We start from the raw sequence: 19137 nt of genomic DNA, 5'->3' as shown, positions 1-19137 counted from the left end.
ATCTGCCTTAAGTTTCCCTTAAGGTGCAGAGGATTCAATTCATGCTTTTCCAGGAGCTGCCGTGGTTGCGCTGGAAGTTTTAAGAATAAAGATTAAGGAAAATTATGAATAAGAAACTTCTCTCCTGCATGATCTCATTATCTTTGGGGGCAACGTCAATCAGTAGCCAGGCGGCCAGCTGCCCATCAAATATCGATAAACTCTCCGCCGAACAGCGCGCCAGTTTGCCTGAAAACTGCCGTGCTGATGACGAATCAAGTTCACTATGGTGGTGGGTTGGCGGTGGCGCCACGCTTGCGGCGTTGGGTATTGCCGTTGCTGCGGGCGGCGGTGGCGATGGCGATGACGACGATGATGATTTCGACGATTATGATGATTACATCGAATATTATCATCGCTACGGTAACTGGCCGACCAATACGCCGCAGGACGTTATCGACCGCTGGAATAATTTGAATAATACGGGCGGAACAGGTAACACCGACAATCCAGGTAATACCGGCAACACCGGCAATAGCGGAAGCAATACGGGTAATTCCACTCAGGATAGATTTAGCGCACATTTAAATAGTGCGGCAAGCAACGTCACGCCTTTCACTTTTAATCAAAGCAACGGCACTCTGGCGGTTGATGCAAACAGCCTGGCCAGCGGAAACAATCAATACACCGCCCGAATTACGGGCCAGGGAATAACGCTGAATCAGCCAGCAGGGGTTACCACGACCGCGCAAAATGATGCCACCGCTTTAAGCATCACCGGTAGCCAGGCGCAGATTAACATTGCCGGTAATCTGTCTGCCAGTAGCGATGCCAGTATTATTGAGCTCAACGGTGCGGGCAGTACGCTCGACTTAGCCGCCAGCAGCAAAGTGAATGTCCAAAGCGGTGCTGACGCTATCGATATTGAAGGAGCGAATGCGACGGTGTCGGTAAAAGGTTCGCTCACCGTTTCCGGCTGGGACAGTACGGGTATCAAGCTGGATGGCCAGCAGAGCAAACTCACCATTGCCGAAAGCGCCCGGATTAACGTCTCTTCGCTGAGCGGTACCTGGCGCGACGATGACGTTATCGCCAGCGCCTTCGATATCGATGGTAATAATTTCCAGGTTATTCAGGATAGCCAGAATTTTGCGGTCGGCGCGAATGCGACGGGTATTGATGCTGAAGCCAGTACCGGAGGCAGTGTACTGCAGAGAGGCGGTATGACGGTTAGCGGTTCCGGGGCGACCGGTATCCGTATTGAGAATGAATATAGTACCGGCGGCTTAAGCGCTATTAACAGCGGCACGATGAACGTTTCCGCTGGGGGAACCGGCATGTATGCGGAGGGGGCGGGCGCAACGGTCGTTAACACCGGGCAGATCACGGTGAATAATAGCGGCAGCGCGCTTACCGCCGCTCGCGGGGCGAGTGCTATCAACCGTGGAACCATCACGCTTACCGCCGACAACGGCGCGGCCAGCGGCAGCTTAACCGCGCTGCGCGGTACGGGTAACAGTACGCTCATCAACGACAGTCAGGGGGTTATTCACATTAACGCCAGCGGCGCCGCGCCGTTTACGACGACAACCAGCAATGACCGCATCGTGAACAGCGGAAAAATTTACGTTAACGGTAGTGATGCCACCCGGCAGTATACGGTCGGCAATTACACCATTGGGACGCAGAACATAGCCCAGGCCGGGGCGCTCTATGGGCAAAACCTTAATCTCGCGGATGTACAGGTCGATACCGCCTTTACGCAGCAAACCAGCGCGACGTCGGTCAGGCTTGATGATGTTTTTGTCGGCAATAATCTCAACGGCTCCGGCAATATTCAGTCAACCAGCGTTGTCTGGCAGGCGAAGGGAATAAAGGATAGCCAGGGAAATGTCGATGTGGTGATGAGCAAAAATCGCTATGACGAGCTGGTCAGTAACGCCGACCTGCAGGCGGCGGCAAAGGCGCTGGAGGAGGGTTACCACGCCAGCGCGCTGTACGGTAGCCTTAACCAATCTTCCGTTCAGGGGCTGAGTCAGGCCATTTCTCAGATCTCAGGCCGCGATATTGGGCTGGCGCTGCGCCAGGCCAGAACCCTGACCAACCGTTTTGAACGGATGGCGGACAACACCCTGAAAACGACCGCGGGGCTGGGCTTCAATATCATTGACAAACATAACCCGCAGGCCGAACTGGGGGAGAATGGCCGCTACGATATGGTGGCCCTGACCCAGGACTTCAGTCTCGACGGGCAGCAGTTCACGCTACGCTACGGCCTGGCGCGTATTGAAGGGGGAACGAATAAAGGTGCTGATGGCGTTGATAATGGCTATAGCCAGTTCTTTGGGCTGGGGCATCAATATTCCCTGGGCGAATGGCTGTGGAAAAACCAGCTCGATGCCAGCATCCATCAGCTGGATACTTCGCGGCATATTCGTTATCAAGGTGTTAACCGTCAGGCGACCGCTCATAGTGAACAGCAGGAGCTCAGCTTCACCTCAACGCTGGGCAAAAATCTCGAACTGAGTAAGGAACTGACGCTGGAGCCTTATGCCGGAGCGAAAATGCGCTGGCATCACGCTGACGCGGTGCAGGAGCAGCGGGCCGGCGAGTGGAACCTGAATCTTGATGGCCGCGATAAAACGGCGGTCGATATTCTGGCTGGCGTGCGCCTGGGCTGGCAGGATGAAAATGGTCTGCATCTTAATGCCAGCGTAGAAGCCGGACCGACTATTTATTATCAGGAGCAAACGGGATATGCCCGCCTGAACAGCGCCCCCGGCGTGCGTTTTAAAAACGCGAGCGCCCGGCGGGAAAAAATCACCAGCAACGCCCAGGTTGGCGCCCGCTGGGTAACGGGCAATACTTCACTTGGCTTGAACGCCTGGCACTGGCAGGAAGAGAGTCAGAGCGATAAAGGATTGCTGTTCCGTCTTAATTATCAATTCTAAAATCGACCGAATTAACGGCTCTGCGGAGCCGTTATATTTTTTTTGAGCCGCTCAAAATCAATATATTTCCCGATCGTTCGCATTAATCAGATTATTATTGCAGCGAAACTTCAGTTTTTTCTATATGCTCAATGACGTTTATCCCTCCACCTAAATATTTCAGGGAAACTATAAGACAGGTGAGCTGCGCATATTTTTTCGCTCACCCATAATTACCACGGATAATAAAGGAATGAGAATACTGTTACTGGAAGACGATAGCCTGATAGGCGACGGCATTAAGAATGGGCTTGAACAGTGCGGCTTTTGCGTTGACTGGTTTACCCACAGCGAGCCGGGAAGACAGGCGCTGCTGATGGCGCCTTTTGACGCCGTTATTCTCGACCTCGGCCTGCCCGGCATTGACGGTATGGATGTTCTGAGCTGGTGGCGTCAGCAGCAGTGCCGGGTTCCGGTATTGATCCTCACGGCGCGAGACGCGCTGCACCAAAGAATTGAGGGGTTAAACGGCGGCGCGGATGATTATATGGGTAAACCCTTCGCGCTTGGTGAACTGGTCGCCCGCCTTAATGCGCTGATTCGCCGTAGCCATGCCCACTACTCTACGCAGCTCAGACATCGTGATGTGGTGTTCGATACCGATACGCGCAGCGTGACCCGCAGCGGCCAACCCATTACCCTGACCGTCCGCGAGCAGGCGCTGCTGGAACAGCTGTTGCTAAATAAGCAGCGCATTATGTCCCGGGCGATACTTGAAGAGAAACTTTACAGCTGGAATAACGAACTCGGCAGTAACGCCATTGAGGTGCATATTCATCATTTGCGGCGCAAGCTGGGTAATGATTTTATTCGAACCGAGCGTGGTCTTGGCTACTATCTGGGAGCCGAAGATGAATGATCTCAGTTTACGCACCCGACTGCTTATCTATATTTCAGCTATTGCCCTGCTGGTCTGGGGGGCGGCCAGCAGCCTGGCCTGGTGGCAGACCCGGCAGGTTATCGACGAAGTTTTTGATACCCAGCAGATGCTGTTCGCCAAACGTCTGGCCACCGCCAATCTGAGCGAGCTGGCGGTCGATGACAGCACCTCTGTCTCTCTACCTAAAACGCGCAATCTGGTGGGAATGGGAGACACCGGCCTGCAGGATGACGATGCGCTGGGTTTTGCGATTTTTGACCGCCACGGCGCGCTGCTGTTAAGCGACAACGATCACGGCCATGAGTTTGGCTACACCGGTTTAATGGGGTTTATCGATAAACCTCTCGAGGGCGATGACGACGAGATGTGGCGCATTCTCTATATCTCAACGCCGGATAAAGCCTATACCATCGCGGTCGGGCAGGAAAAAGAGTACCGTTCCGATGTGGTCAGCGAAATTGTCTTCCGCCAGCTTTGGCCGTGGGTTATTGGCCTGCCGTTGATGCTGGGATTAACCGCCTGGATAGTACGCCGCGAACTCTACTCGCTGAAACATACCGCACAGCAGCTGGCGCGCCGCAGCCCGGATGACAGCCGGGCGCTGGAAGTAAAACGTGTTCCCAGGGAAGCCCGTCCGCTGGTCATTGCGCTTAACGAGCTGTTTGTCCGCGTCAGCGGCATGTTCGAGCGTGAGCGCCAGTTTACCGCCGATGCCGCCCATGAACTGCGGAGCCCGCTTACCGCGCTGCGTATTCAGAGTGAAGTGGCATTGCTGGCGGAAGAGAATGGCAAAACCCCTCGTCATGCGCTTAATAACCTTATTATAGGTATTGACCGGACCACCCGGCTGGTGGACCAGCTGCTCGCCCTTTCCCGTCTTGACGGTCACACCGTGCTGATGGCCGATTTAAGTCATATTGACTGGTGTCGGCTGGCGAGTGAGGTGATAGGGGAGCTAACTCCGCTGGCGGAGCAAAAAAAGGTGGCGTTGACTCTTGAAACCAGCGTGCCTCCGGCGGTGATCCAGGGCAATCCGCTGCTGTTGAAGATGCTGCTCAGTAACCTGGTGAATAACGCCCTGCGCTATACCCAGGCCGGTGGCGAGGTGGCGATAGTTCTTCAGCATCATCGCCTGCGGGTCGTCGATAACGGGCCAGGCGTGATGCCCAGCCATCTGGAACGCCTGGGCGAGCGCTTTTTCCGCCCGCCCGGCGCCAGCGAGAACGGCAGCGGTCTGGGGTTATCCATCGTCAAACGGATTGCGCGTCTGCATGAATTTGAGGTGAGCTGGCAGAATCGCCCAACCGGCGGTTTTGAAGTGGCGGTCAATTTTTTGCCGTCATGAAGTGTGAGATTGAGTAAAACAGAAGCGGAATTGAGCTTTTTTCTGCATAACCAACCTTCAGGCCAACGCGGTAGAGACCATTTAGCGCAATGAAAAAAGCTAGCTTATGGCATCTGAAAACGGCGTTTTACTACGAATGCGTTAGCCAGCGCGAAAATTTGACAGGGGATTTTTCTTAATGAACCGGGCCTTTTCTTTGAAAAAAAGGCCCTTTATTTAACAATAAAAAAACAATTATTAGAGTTTCTATCCTTAACTGCTTGATGAATTGGCTATTTTATTTTTAAGCGCAATTATTATGTTTTAAGACTTTTCCTCTAATAAGGTACCGGCTCTGAATTTTTATTTGCAGGCTTTCGCCATCAGCTGGCTCCAGAAGACCCTGTTGTTTTTATCTCATTGTTTTTAAAAAATTTATCAATAATATTTTTTATTATCGTATATATATCATTATCTTATGGTTAAACCTGATATGTTTTTTTTGTAATACCATGAAAATACTAATAAAAAAATCCTTCCGCTGAAACGCATTTTTCTTTATTGATAGTTTTTGACGATTGATTTTGCTTTGTGTTGCGGTGAAATCAATTGTTATTTTGGGTTGTGCGATGCTTAAAATGTATTCATCTAATAAATGACCGGAGCAAAGACGCGCAGAAAAATGAATCTTTAAATACGGCTATGTGGAACTGGCCGACAAATGGATGTTCATCGAAAAGGACGTTTTACATGAAAAGCTACTTTATTTCCGATGATACTTTTTTTCTTTATGGGCTCTCCGCTGCGACAGATAACGAAGCCGCTGCTTCTGTGTTTATTAACCTCAATGAAAAGGAAAGTCTGAGAGCGTTCGAGCCTGTTGCGGGTGATATCGTTGTGGTGGCCGTAAACCATCATCTGAGCAGAAAGAAAATTCTGCAGAGATCGATCATGCCATTTTGTCGGGTGGTGATCATGCTGGATATACCCATTAACAGCAGCGGGATGATTGAGTTCCCTTGTCTGATATCAAAAACGATATCTTCACTGGAATTCCGTCGTTTTATGGATATTGCCAGGAAGATTCCCGTCAAGCGCGGGACGGTATCAAAACGGGTTCTTAGCATATTTAATCACCTTAGCGCTGATTATTCATCTCAACCACAGGTTGTAGACTTCAGCGTATCGATGAGGATTATTTACCGCATTAAACGCAACGTTTTTCAAAAATACGGGCTACTCAACTGTAACTCTCAGGGCATTTTTGTGTGTCAGGATATGCTGAGAATGAAAGTCCCGGTCTGATTATTACATCAGTCATTAAAGCAGGTGATCTTTCGTTCTTTTAATGATTAAAAGAGAAGTCGCTGACGTATATGTGACGGCGCATTCACGGATGGAATAAATTATGTCCAGGTTAACCTATATTCGCTCGGCAAGAAAAATGCTGAGTCTTCTGTTTCTATTTTTATTCAGCAACACTATTTTTGCGTCTGCAGAAAATATTTCGCTGAATTCATCTCATTCTCTTTCTTCTGTCGAAAAAACGCCGATGGCGACCTTCCAGCAGGCGATTAATGACGACCTGGCGGGCCATCACCGTGAAGCCCGGCAGAAATATGATGCCCTGAATAACGGCATGCTGGCGGGGATGATCCTTCTACCTTCGGCAGTTAACCTGGCGGCGCTGGAGCGCTACGACGAGGCCCGGCGGGCCTTCACTTTATTGCGACAAAACGGTAACGGGCGCGAGCGGGACTACGGCCTGCTCTGGGATTTATGGTTAACCGCCAGGACATGGCAAGGAGGAACAACAGCACTGCAAAAAACACTGACTGATAAAGCCGCTAATTATAAGTGGTTTTCGGCATATGAGTCGGCCATTGCTGATATTTACAGCGGGAAAGGTGATGAAAAGTCCGTGTTTCAGCTAATCGATAGTATTGCTTTCAGCCAGGCAGAGGAAAAGGCGGATGCCGTCACTCAGGCGGTATTTTTTGTCGGCGGCTATTACCAGTACGTAATAAACCAGCCGCAGAAAGCGCAGAAATTATATCGCGACTATGCGTCGCAGCTGAATAAAAGCTCTCTGGAGCGAAATCTGGTTCTGAAAGAGCAGGCATCTCTGCGTATATCTCAATAACAATTAAAGGAATAAACCAGTCTTTTATTTAAAAGACCAGGGGGAAACAATGAATACAGTATATCGTTTAGTCTGGAACGCGAGCCTGGGTTTATGGGTGGCGGTCAGCGAGCTGGCGAAAGCCAGAGGTAAAGGTAAGTCCGGTTTAAGAAGGGCGCGCCGGGCACTGCCCGTTGCATTGCTGAGCGTCACCCTGGTGGGGATCCCGGGGACGGCGGGAGCATGGATGGTGAATGCATCGTCTGTTCTTACTGGGGGCGCGACTCAAGGGGTGGTGGTCACGCCAACCAGTGATGCGAATGTGGCATCAAATACCGCTATTGGTAATGGCGCTTCGGCACAGGCGTCCGAAACAACGGCTATTGGCAATATGGCCGTAGCTCAGGCTACAGGTTCTATCGCTTTGGGCAATGGTGCCAAGGCTATTAGTGACGGCAAGGGAATAGCTGCAAGCAATAGTATAGCCATAGGGACTAACGCCGCAGCTGCAGGACTGGGTGCAATTACTATTGGTATGGATAGTAAAGTGGTTGGTACGTACTCTGCAGCTATTGGCCTTAATGCTTCTACTTCCGGTAATAGCAGCATAGCTTTTGGTTTGAATGCGCAAGCAAACACAGATGCAGCTCAGAAAGCTAGCATTACTGATGATGAGGGGAATCCCAAGCCCGAGGAAAGTACGAACAGTATTGCTATTGGTGCGCAATCTAAAACAGCAACAAGGTCAGTAGCTGTGGGCACATATGCAACTGCATCAACGGACCATTCGATAGCGATTGGTAATAATGCTCAGACTTTATACGATTCTAGTATAGCGATTGGTATGGAAAGCCGAGCTGGTCATGTCGGTGACCCTCTGAACCAGGTCAAGGACCCTAGCGGTGGGCAGAGTGTTGCTTTAGGAAACTATGCGATGGCTACAGGCATCCAGTCTACGGCACTTGGCGCGGATGCTAACGCAACAAAAACGGGTTCTGTTGCTGTAGGCCAAGGTGTTGAGTCCACTGGCTATCAGTCTGTGGCTATAGGTGCAACCACAACAAAAATTGTTAAAAATGAGGCAGGTGAAGAAAAAGAGGTAGTGGTAAAAACAACAGCAACGGGTAATGGTGCTATAGCTCTGGGGGCTGGTGTGTCTGCTACTTCGGCGAACAGCGTTGTAATAGGAACGCTTTCCGATGCTACAGGGACTTCAGCACTTGCCATTGGCCAACAGGCCAGCAGTACCGGGACAACCTCAGTAGCAATTGGTGGGGTTTCTGCCAAAGCCTCTGGACGTGAAAGCATCGCGTTGGGTTCTTATGTGGAAGCGAGTGCAGATGGCTCAACGGCGTTAGGTCAGGCGGTAATAAGGAACGCCGATGGAGAGCGTCTAGATACAACAAGCACCGGTGGAATAAGGACCGCAACAGCTGCCTCTGGTCAATACTCTGTTGCTGTAGGTAGCGGGGTGAAGGCTCAGGCGCTGGATAGTATCGCAATGGGTACGCTGGCCGTTGCGAGCAAAGAGGCGATAGGCGGTATCGCAATCGGGCTTGAATCTAAGGTAAATGCTGTGAACGCCACAGCAATTGGTACTGAGGCTGAAGCTACCGGTCTGAAATCCACGGCACTGGGGCAGAAGGCGAGTGCCACCGGTATGAGCGCCATGGCCTTAGGGCAAAGTTCAAGCGCCGGGTACGACTACGCGACGGCGATAGGGAGCGAAGCTAAGGCTTACACTGATTCTGTCGCCATTGGTCGTGAGGTCGAGGCTGGTGGCTCCCAGTCACTGGCTATAGGATCCAGCATTCCTGTATACAACGCTGCTGGTGTAGAAATCTCAAGAACTAAAACCGTTGCTAGTGGTGGTGGCGCTATCGCGCTGGGTGCTGGTGTTATTGCCACATCGGCTAACAGTATCGTCGTTGGAACGGAGTCTAAGGCCTCAGGATCTTCTGCAATCGCCATTGGCCGGGAGGCCGAGAGTATCGAGACAAGCTCGGTAGCTATCGGCGGTGTCGCTGCCAAAGCCTCCGGACATGAAAGCATCGCGCTGGGTTCTTATGTAGAGGCGACGGGTGAGGGCTCAACGTCGTTAGGGCAGGCTATAATCCTGAGCGACAAAACCGGAGAGCGGCTGACATCAACATTAGACAAGAATGGTGCAGTAATTGGTACCAGAAAAGCGACAACCAATACGGGTGAATACTCAGTTGCTATAGGTAGCGGGGTAACCGTTGCCGGGCTGGATGCTATCGCGATAGGTACAGAGGCTTTTAACAATTCATCGGGCGGTGTTGCAATCGGGCACGACTCCAATGCTGCTGGTAGCGACACCGTGGCCTTAGGGGCTTTTTCAAAAGTAAGCGGGGCGAACACCGTTGCCATTGGTACAGGGGCTGAAGCCCATATTGATGGTGCATTGGCCTTTGGTACACTTGCGTTTGCTAAACAAGGAGGTGCACTGGCAATTGGTATGAGCAGCTCCGCGGTAGCTATGTCTTCAACAGCGTTGGGCGATTCCGCTGAAGCGACGGAAGCCAGTAGTCTTGCATTAGGCGCCGGCGCGAAAGCGAACCATGAAAATTCAGTTGCTCTGGGGGCTGGCTCAGAGACCGGTGACGTGAAGGGGCAGAAGACCCTGACGCTTGACGGGGAAAAATACACGTTTGCCGGTGCCGGAGAGGGCGTCACCAGCACGGTGAGCGTGGGCAGTAAAGACAACGAACGCACCATCTCTAACGTGGCGGCGGGTCTGCTGGCGGATGACAGCACCGAGGCGGTGAACGGCTCGCAGCTGTTTGCGACCAACACGGCGGTGGACCGTCTGGGTGACCAGGCGGTGCGGTATGACGTGGATAAAGCGGAAGACGGGACGGAGACCGTCAACTACAACCGTATCACCCTTGATGGCGACACCTATAACCCGGCAGACCAGACAGGCGGAACCACCATCGCGAACGTGGCGGACGGCAAGCAGGACAGTGATGCGGTGAACCTGAGCCAGCTGAAGGCGGGCACCAAATACTTCAATGCCAACTCTGAGGGAGATGACTCCGACGCTGCGGGTCTGGACTCTGTGGCCATCGGTATGGGCGCGATTGCCCGTAACGAGGGTGATGTGGCGCTGGGGGCGAACTCGGTGACCGGTGACGTGAAGGGGCAGGATAAACTGCTGCTCGACGGTAAAGAGTATGAGTTTGCCGGTGCCGGAGAGGGCGTCACCAGCACGGTGAGCGTGGGCAGTAAAGACAACGAACGCACCATCTCTAACGTGGCGGCGGGTCTGCTGGCAGATGACAGCACCGAGGCGGTGAACGGCTCGCAGCTGTTTGCGACCAACACGGCGGTGGACCGTCTGGGCGACCAGGCGGTGCGGTATAGCGTGGATAAAGCGGAAGACGGGACGGAGACCGTCAACTACAACCGTATCACCCTTGATGGCGACACCTATAACCCGGCAGACCAGACAGGCGGAACCACCATCGCGAACGTGGCGGACGGCAAGCAGGACAGTGATGCGGTGAACCTGAGCCAGCTGAAGGCGGGCACCAAATACTTCAATGCCAACTCTGAGGGAGATGACTCCGACGCTGCGGGTCTGGACTCTGTGGCCATCGGTATGGGCGCGATTGCCCGTAACGAGGGTGATGTGGCGCTGGGGGCGAACTCGGTGACCGGTGACGTGAAGGGGCAGGATAAACTGCTGCTCGACGGTAAAGAGTATGAGTTTGCCGGTGCCGGTGAGGGCGTCACCAGCACGGTGAGCGTGGGCAAAGACGGGGCAGAGCGCACCATCTCCAACGTGGCGGCGGGTCTGCTGTCGGCAGAGAGCACCGAGGCGGTGAACGGCTCACAGCTGTTTGCGACCAACACGGCGGTGGACCGTCTGGGCAACCAGGCGGTGCGGTATGACGTGCGTGAAGACGGCACGGTGAACTACGGCAGCATCACTCTCGGCCGCGAGGCCTATGATCCGGAAACAGAGACCGGCGGCACCAGGCTCAGTAACGTGGCAGACGGTAAGCAGGGCACTGATGCGGTGAACCTGAGCCAGCTGGAGAAGGTGGCGAACAGTGAGCTGACCTTCCAGAGTAATGACGGCAAGGTGGCTAAAACGCTGGGCTCGACGGTGGATATCCTGGGTGCCGGAAGCACAGAGGGTGACTACAGCGGGGCCAACCTGAAGACGGCGGTGGTGGACGATAAGCTGCAGCTGCTGATGGCGGACAACCCGGACTTCACCACGGTGAACGTGGGTGAGAACAAAACCACGGTGCTGACCGGCGACGGGCTGACCATCACGGACGGGCCGAAGTTCACCAAAACTGAAGTGGATGTCGCCGGTAATAAAATCGTCAATGTGGCCGAGGGCGAGGTGAAAGACGGCAGTACCGATGCGGTGAACGGCTCCCAGCTGTACAACCGGACCAAGTACTTCAAAGCCAACTCTACCGGGGATGAAGCTGACGCGGTGGGTCTGGACTCTGTGGCCATCGGTATGGGCGCTATCGCGCACAACGCTAACGATGTGGCGCTGGGCGCGGATTCGGTGACGGCGAAAGCGAAGGGGCAGAACGACGTTAAAATCAACGGTAAGCCCTATGAGTTTGCTGGCAAAAACGCGACCAGTACGGTCAGCGTGGGGGATGTGGGCAGTGAACGCACCATCTCTAACGTGGCGGCGGGTCTGCTGTCGGCAGAGAGCACCGAGGCGGTGAACGGTTCACAGCTGTACGCGACCAATACCGCACTGGAAGGCCTGAACAACAGCGTCGGCGAGCTGACGGACTCTCCGCTGACCTTTGCGGCCAACCAGGGTGAGAACGCCAAACGTAAGCTGGGTGAGACGATGCGTATCCTCGGCGGCGGGGCGACGGGTGAGGGCGAGACCTACTCGGCGGGCAATGTGCTGACGGAGCTGGATGAGAAGGGCGACCTGACCATCAAGCTGGCGGATAACGCGGCGTTTGAGTCGGTGACCACCGGCAAGACGGTGATGAACACCGACGGGCTGACCATCGAGAACGGGCCGATGTTCACCAAAGAGAAGGTGGATGTCGCTGGTAACAAAATCGTCAATGTGGCCGAGGGTGTGGATGATACAGATGCCGTGAACGTCGGTCAGTTAAATAACAAAGTCAAGTACTTCAAGGCCAACTCTAAGGGGACCGAAGCACTGGCTCTGGGTGATGATGCCGTCGCTATCGGTATGGGTGCGATTGCCAATAACGCTAACGATGTGGCGCTGGGGGCGAACTCGGTAACGAAAGCGGCAGTGGGTACGGCGGGTGAGAGTATTAACGGCACCGACTACGCCTTCGCCGGGGCTAACCCGACCAGCACCGTCAGCGTGGGCAGTGAAGGTAAGGAACGCACCATCACCAACGTCGCAGCGGGTCGTCTGTCTGAGACCAGTACCGATGCGGTAAACGGCTCGCAGCTGTTTGCGACCAATACGGCACTGGAAAACCTGGACAACAGCGTGGGCGGGTTGCAGAAAGATGCCCTGCTGTGGGATGCGGATAAAGGGGCCTTCTCGGCGAGCCACGGCGACACGACGGTGAACAAGATCACCAACGTGGCTGCGGGTGACCTGGGTGAGAAGAGCACGGACGCGGTGAACGGTTCGCAGCTGTTTGCGACCAACCAGAACGTGGAGACGAACACCACCAATATCGCGAAGAACACGCAGAACATCAGCGATCTGGGCGATTCGGTGGAGAACATCTACAACACCGGTACCAAGTACTTCCACGCCAATTCCACAGGCGCAGATTCCACGGCAACAGGTCTGGACTCTGTCGCTATCGGTATGGGTGCGATTGCCAATAACGCCAATGATGTGGCGCTGGGGGCGAACTCGGTAACGAAAGCGGCAGTGGGTACGGCGGGTGAGAGCATTAACGGCACCAACTACGCCTTCGCCGGGGCCAATCCGACCAGCACCGTGAGCGTGGGGGATGTGGGCAGTGAACGCACCATCACCAACGTGGCGGCGGGTCGTCTGTCTGAGACCAGTACCGATGCGGTAAACGGCTCGCAGCTGTTTGCGACCAATACGGCACTGGAGAACCTGGACAACAGCGTGGGCGGGTTGCAGAAAGATGCCCTGCTGTGGGATGCGGATAAAGGGGCCTTCTCGGCGAGCCACGGCGACACGACGGTGAACAAGATCACCAACGTGGCTGCGGGTGACCTGGGTGAGAAGAGCACGGACGCGGTGAACGGTTCGCAGCTGTTTGCGACCAACCAGAACGTGGAGACGAACACCACCAATATCGCGAAGAACACGCAGAACATCAGCGATCTGGGCGATTCGGTGGAGAACATCTACAACACCGGTACCAAGTACTTCCACGCCAATTCCACAGGCGCAGATTCCACGGCAACAGGTCTGGACTCTGTCGCTATCGGTATGGGTGCGATTGCCAATAACGCCAATGATGTGGCGCTGGGGGCGAACTCGGTAACGAAAGCGGCAGTGGGTACGGCGGGTGAGAGCATTAACGGCACCAACTACGCCTTCGCCGGGGCGAACCCGACCAGCACCGTGAGCGTGGGGGATGTGGGCAGTGAACGCACCATCACTAACGTGGCGGCGGGTCGTCTGTCTGAGACCAGTACCGATGCGGTAAACGGCTCGCAGCTGTTTGCGACCAATACCGCACTGGAAAACCTGGACAACAGCGTGGGCGGGTTGCAGAAAGATGCGCTGCTGTGGGATGCGGATAAAGGGGCCTTCTCGGCGAGCCACGGCGACACGACGGTGAACAAGATCACCAATGTGGAAGCGGGTGACCTGGGTGAGAAGAGCACGGACGCGGTGAACGGTTCGCAGCTGTTTGCGACCAATCAGAACGTGGAGACGAACACCACCAATATCGCGAAGAACACGCAGAACATCAGCGATCTGGGCGATTCGGTGGAGAACATCTACAACACCGGCACCAAGTACTTCCATGCCAACTCGACGGGTGCGGACTCGCAGGCGCTGGGCCAGGACTCTGTCGCTATCGGTATGGGGGCGATTGCCAATAACGCTAACGATGTGGCGCTGGGCGCGAACTCGGTAACGAAAGCGGCAGTGGGTACAGCGGGTGCCAGCATTAACGGCACCGACTACGCCTTCGCCGGGGCCAATCCGGCCAGCACCGTGAGCGTGGGGGATGTGGGCAGTGAACGCACCATCACCAACGTGGCGGCGGGTCGTCTGTCTGAGACCAGCACCGATGCGGTGAACGGTTCGCAGCTGTACGCGACCAACTCGGCGGTGGAGAACCTGAACAACAACGTCGGCGGGCTGCAGAAAGATGCCCTGCTGTGGGATGCGGATAAAGGGGCTTTCTCGGCGAGCCACGGCGATACCACGGTGAACAAGATCACCAATGTGGCTGAAGGGGCGTTGGAAGACGGCAGTACCGATGCAGTGAACGGTTCGCAGCTGAAGGCAACCAACGATCAGGTGGCGACCAACACCACTAATATCGCGCAGAACACGCAGAACATCACCAACCTGGGCGATACGGTGACCACCATTAATGAGAAAGGCACCAGGTACTTCCACGCCAACTCAACGGGTGCAGACTCGCAGGCGCTGGGTCAGGACGCGGTCGCTATCGGTATGGGTGCGGTGGCAAAAAATGCCGGTGATATCGCGCTCGGGGCAGGCTCTCTGACGGAAGCGGCGGTGGGTACAGCAGGGGTGACGCTGCGCGGTACTGACTACGCCTTCGCCGGGGCGAACCCGACCAGCACCGTCAGCGTGGGCAGTGCAGGGGCTGAACGCACCATCACTAACGTGGCGGCGGGTCGTCTGTCTGAGACCAGCACCGACGCGGTGAACGGTTCGCAGCTGTACGCGACCAACTCGGCGGTGGAGAACCTGAACAACAACGTCGGCGGGTTGCAGAAAGATGCGCTGCTGTGGGATGCGGATAAAGGGGCCTTCTCGGCGAGCCACGGCGACACGACGGTGAACAAGATCACCAACGTGGCGGCGGGCGACCTGGGTGAGAAGAGCACGGATGCGGTGAACGGTTCGCAGCTGTTTGCGACCAATCAGAACGTGGAGACCAACACCACCAATATCGCGAAGAACACGCAGAACATCAGCAATCTGGGCGACACGATCACCACCATTAACGAGAAGGGCACGAAGTACTTCCATGCCAACTCGACGGGGGCAGACTCGCAGGCGCTGGGGCTGGATTCGGTAGCAATTGGTATGGGTGCGGTGGCAAATAATGCCGGTGATATCGCGCTCGGGGCAGGCTCTCTGACGGAAGCGGCAGTGGGTACAGCAGGGGTGACGCTGCGTGGTACTGACTACGCCTTCGCCGGGGCGAACCCGACCAGCACCGTCAGCGTGGGCAGTGCAGGGGCTGAACGCACCATCACCAACGTCGCGGCGGGTCGTCTGTCTGAGACCAGCACCGATGCGGTGAACGGTTCGCAGCTGTATGCGACTAACTCGGCAGTGGAGAACCTGCATACCAGCGTCGGCGGTCTGGAACAGGATGCGCTGCAGTGGGATGCGGATAAAGGGGCCTTCTCGGCGAGTCACGGCGATACGGTGGTGAATAACATCACTAACGTCGCGGCGGGCGAGCTGGGTGAGAAGAGTACGGACGCGGTGAACGGTTCGCAGCTGTTTACCACTAACCAGAACGTGGAGACCAACACCACTAATATCGCGAAGAACACGCAGAACATCAGCAATCTGGGCGATTCGGTGCAGAACATCTACACCAGCGGTACGAAGTACTTCCATGCCAACTCGACGGGGGCAGACTCGCAGGCACTGGGGCTGGATTCGGTGGCGATTGGTATGGGTGCGGTGGCGAACAATGCCGGTGATATCGCGCTCGGGGCAGGCTCTCTGACGGAAGCGGCAGTGGGGACGGCAGGGGTGACGCTGCGCGGCACCGACTACGCCTTCGCCGGGGCGAACCCGACCAGTACCGTCAGCGTGGGCAGTGAAGGGGCCGAGCGCACCATCACCAACGTGGCGGCAGGTCGTCTCTCTGAGACCAGTACCGATGCGGTGAACGGTTCCCAGCTGTACGCCACCAATACGGCGGTGGAGAACCTGAACATTGATGTGGACGGGCTGCAGAAGGATGCGCTGCTGTGGGACGAGTATGTCGGTTCGTTCTCGGCCAGTCATGGCGATACGGCGGTGAACAAGATCACCAATGTGGCGGCGGGCGAGTTGAGTGAGAAGAGTACCGATGCGGTGAACGGTTCGCAGCTGTTTGCGACCAACCAGCAGGTGGCGACGAACACCACTAATATCGCGAAGAACACGCAGAACATCAGCAATCTGGGCGATTCGGTGCAGAACATCTACAACACCGGTATCAAGTACTTCCACGCCAACTCGACGGGTGCAGACTCGCAGGCGCTGGGGCTGGATTCGGTGGCGATCGGGATGGGTGCGGTGGCGAACAATGCCGGTGATATCGCATTGGGTGCAGGTTCTCTGACGGAAGCGGCAGTGGGCACGGCAGGGGTGACGCTGCGCGGCACCGACTACGCTTTCGCCGGGGCGAACCCGACCAGCACGCTGAGCGTGGGCAGTGAAGGGGCAGAGCGCACCATCACCAACGTCGCGGCGGGTCGTCTGTCGGCGACCAGCACCGATGCGGTGAACGGCTCGCAGCTGTATGCCACCAACACGGCGCTGGAGAACATCGTCGTCAACGTTGATGGCCTGAAAGGTGATGCCCTGCTGTGGGATGAGAATCTGGGCGCGTTCTCGGCAAGCCATGGCTCCACCACGGTGAACAAAATCACCAACGTGGCGGCAGGCGAGCTGAGTGCGAAGAGCACCGATGCGGTGAACGGCAGCCAGCTGTATGCCACTAACCAGAAGGTCGAGAACCTTGATTACCGGGTCACCAATATTGAGGAGTCTTACAACAATACGGTTATGCCGACCATGCGTTACCTGAAGGTGAACTCGACCGGACCGGACGCGGTCGCCAGCGGAAAAGACGCTGTTGCGCTGGGTCAGGGTACGGTGGCCAGCGGCGATAACAGCATTGCGACCGGTAATGGCGCGCAGGCTTCCGGAAACGGCGCTATCGCCACCGGTAACAATGCCAGCGCATCGGGCACCGGCAGCGTGGCCATCGGCGATAACGCCTCGGTGACCGCCAGCAACTCGGTGGCGCTGGGCAGTGGCTCGGTTGCTGACCGTGATAACACGGTGTCCGTCGGCTCTGCCGGTAATGAACGTCAGGTGACTAACGTGGCGGCGGGGACGGAAGATACCGATGCGGTGAACGTGGCGCAGCTGAAAGATGCCACCGGCAGTATCACCAACAACGTGAGCAATATCAGTAACGGTAAGGACGGTATGTTCCAGGTGAATAACACCAGTAACTACGCCAAACCTGCCGTGAGCGGTAGCGATTCACTGGCGGGTGGTGCCGGATCGTCAGCCAGCGGCAGCAACAGCATGGCAGTGGGTACGAAGGCATCGGCGTCGGGAGCAAACTCTGTCGCGCTGGGTAACGGTTCGTCGGCGACGGCCAAAAACTCGGTGGCGCTGGGCGCGAACTCCGTGGCTAACCGTGAAAATAGCGTCTCGATGGGCTACTCCGGTGGCGAACGCCAGGTAACCAACGTGGCAGCGGGTACGGAAATCACCGATGCGGTGAACGTCGGTCAGCTGAAACAGGGTGTCTCTGAATCGGTTAACTACACCAACAAGCAGTTTAACCAGTTGAAAAACATGGTTAACGACCAGAAGGACAAGCTGAGCGCCGGTATTGCGGGTGCGATGGCGATGTCCAGCCTGCCGCAGCCGTATGCCCCGGGGGCAAGCATGGTAGGTCTGGGCGGGGGTACCTATCAGGGTCAGTCGGCGGTTGCACTGGGTGTGTCGACCATCTCTGACAACGGTAAGTGGGTAACGAAGATATCCGGTACCACGAACAGTCAGGGCGACTTCGGTGCGTCAATCGGCGTGGGTTATCAGTGGTAACAGGCAGCAGGAGGCCCCGCCAATAGTGGCGGGGCACTGTCCCGGTCTTTAAAGGAAGAAATGATGATGAAACAGATGAAGTTAGGCCTGCTGGCCTCTGCCTGTACGGTACTGCTGCTGACAGGATGTACCCGGAGCCTGAGCAACCCGGACGCGCAGGGGAAGGCCACCATGCCGATATTCCCCGATAAGGCGTCGGCGGTCAGGGGGGAAGGCAGCTACCCGGATGTCAATGCGCTGGCGAAAATCAGGCCGGGGATGAGCAAAGCCCAGGTGTATGAGCTGCTGGGCGTCCCGCACTTTAAGGAAGGCGTGATGCGGGTTAAGGAGTGGGATTATATCTTCCATTTCCCGACCGCCGCCGGTTCAGTGGTGACGTGCCAGTACAAGGTGCTGTACGACAGCAGCATGAAAGTGGGCGATACGCACTTCCTGCCGGAAAACTGCCTGACGCAGCTGGCCCCGGCGAAGCCTGCGGTCATGCAGCGTGAACTGAACGCGGAAGCCCTGTTTGCCTTTGCCAGCGCGCAGTTAAGCGCTCAGGGGGAAGCGCAGATCCGCCAGATGGCGGCGGAGATTCGTCAGTCCGGGCAGGACGTGCGCCAGATAACTATCACCGGCCATACCGATCGTTTCGGCTCAGCCGAAAGCAACCTGCGCCTGTCGCAGGCCCGGGCGGAGTCGGTGAAGCGGGTGCTGGTCGCCAGTGGTCTGCCGGCGAATGTCATGACTTCTATCGGAATGGGCGCTTCAATGCCGCGGGTGCAGTGTGAAGGTGGCAAATCAGCCGCAACCATCGCCTGCCTGGCGCCGAACCGACGCATCACGATAGACGTGCAGTAACAG

The 19137-nt window shown here is 55.8% G+C and carries 6 protein-coding genes and 4 pseudogenes; all 10 read left to right on the top strand.

Going from position 1 to position 19137, the window contains the following annotated elements; genetic code table 11:
- Window positions 1–104: 104 nt before the first annotated feature.
- The 10 genes and pseudogenes from GJ746_RS20905 to GJ746_RS20875 all read left to right on the top strand — a co-directional run bounded on the left by GJ746_RS20905 (window position 105) and on the right by GJ746_RS20875 (window position 19134).
- Entirely contained in the window at window positions 105–2930 is a 2826-nt protein-coding gene (locus tag GJ746_RS20905) for an autotransporter domain-containing protein (RefSeq protein WP_154681909.1), read from the top strand.
- Between the two features lie 232 nt (window positions 2931–3162).
- Window positions 3163–3828 (top strand): response regulator, encoded by a 666-nt coding sequence (locus tag GJ746_RS20900; RefSeq protein ID WP_154681908.1) that lies wholly within the window; start codon window positions 3163–3165, stop codon window positions 3826–3828.
- Window positions 3821–5194 (top strand): quorum sensing histidine kinase QseC, encoded by a 1374-nt coding sequence (gene qseC / locus GJ746_RS20895; protein WP_154681907.1) that lies wholly within the window; start codon window positions 3821–3823, stop codon window positions 5192–5194. Before GJ746_RS20900 ends, qseC begins: the two co-directional genes overlap by 8 nt.
- Before the next feature lie 729 nt (window positions 5195–5923).
- Entirely contained in the window at window positions 5924–6478 is a 555-nt protein-coding gene (locus GJ746_RS20890) for a hypothetical protein (protein ID WP_154681906.1), read from the top strand.
- A gap of 103 nt (window positions 6479–6581) precedes the next feature.
- Window positions 6582–7316: a hypothetical protein gene (locus tag GJ746_RS20885; RefSeq protein ID WP_154681905.1), complete on the top strand. Its 735-nt coding sequence runs from the start codon at window positions 6582–6584 to the stop codon at window positions 7314–7316.
- Window positions 7317–7365: 49 nt separating this feature from the next.
- Window positions 7366–12429: pseudogene (locus GJ746_RS25675) on the top strand (ESPR-type extended signal peptide-containing protein); the annotation flags it as partial.
- 105 nt (window positions 12430–12534) lie between these two features.
- Window positions 12535–14274: pseudogene (locus GJ746_RS25670) on the top strand (adhesin); the annotation flags it as partial.
- An 18-nt stretch (window positions 14275–14292) separates the two neighbouring features.
- Window positions 14293–14796, top strand: a pseudogene (locus tag GJ746_RS25665) (adhesin); the annotation flags it as partial.
- Between the two features lie 300 nt (window positions 14797–15096).
- Window positions 15097–18291: pseudogene (locus GJ746_RS25660) on the top strand (YadA-like family protein); the annotation flags it as partial.
- A 60-nt stretch (window positions 18292–18351) separates the two neighbouring features.
- Window positions 18352–19134, top strand: coding sequence for an OmpA family protein (locus GJ746_RS20875; RefSeq protein ID WP_227852713.1), 783 nt, complete (start codon window positions 18352–18354; stop codon window positions 19132–19134).
- The last annotated feature ends 3 nt before the right edge of the window (window positions 19135–19137 follow it).

This window comes from Klebsiella oxytoca, from assembly GCF_009707385.1.
Classification (GTDB): Bacteria; Pseudomonadota; Gammaproteobacteria; order Enterobacterales; family Enterobacteriaceae; genus Klebsiella; species Klebsiella oxytoca_C.
The sequence above is the reverse complement of the archived record's forward strand: the minus strand, read 5'-3'. Positions and strand labels throughout refer to the sequence as shown.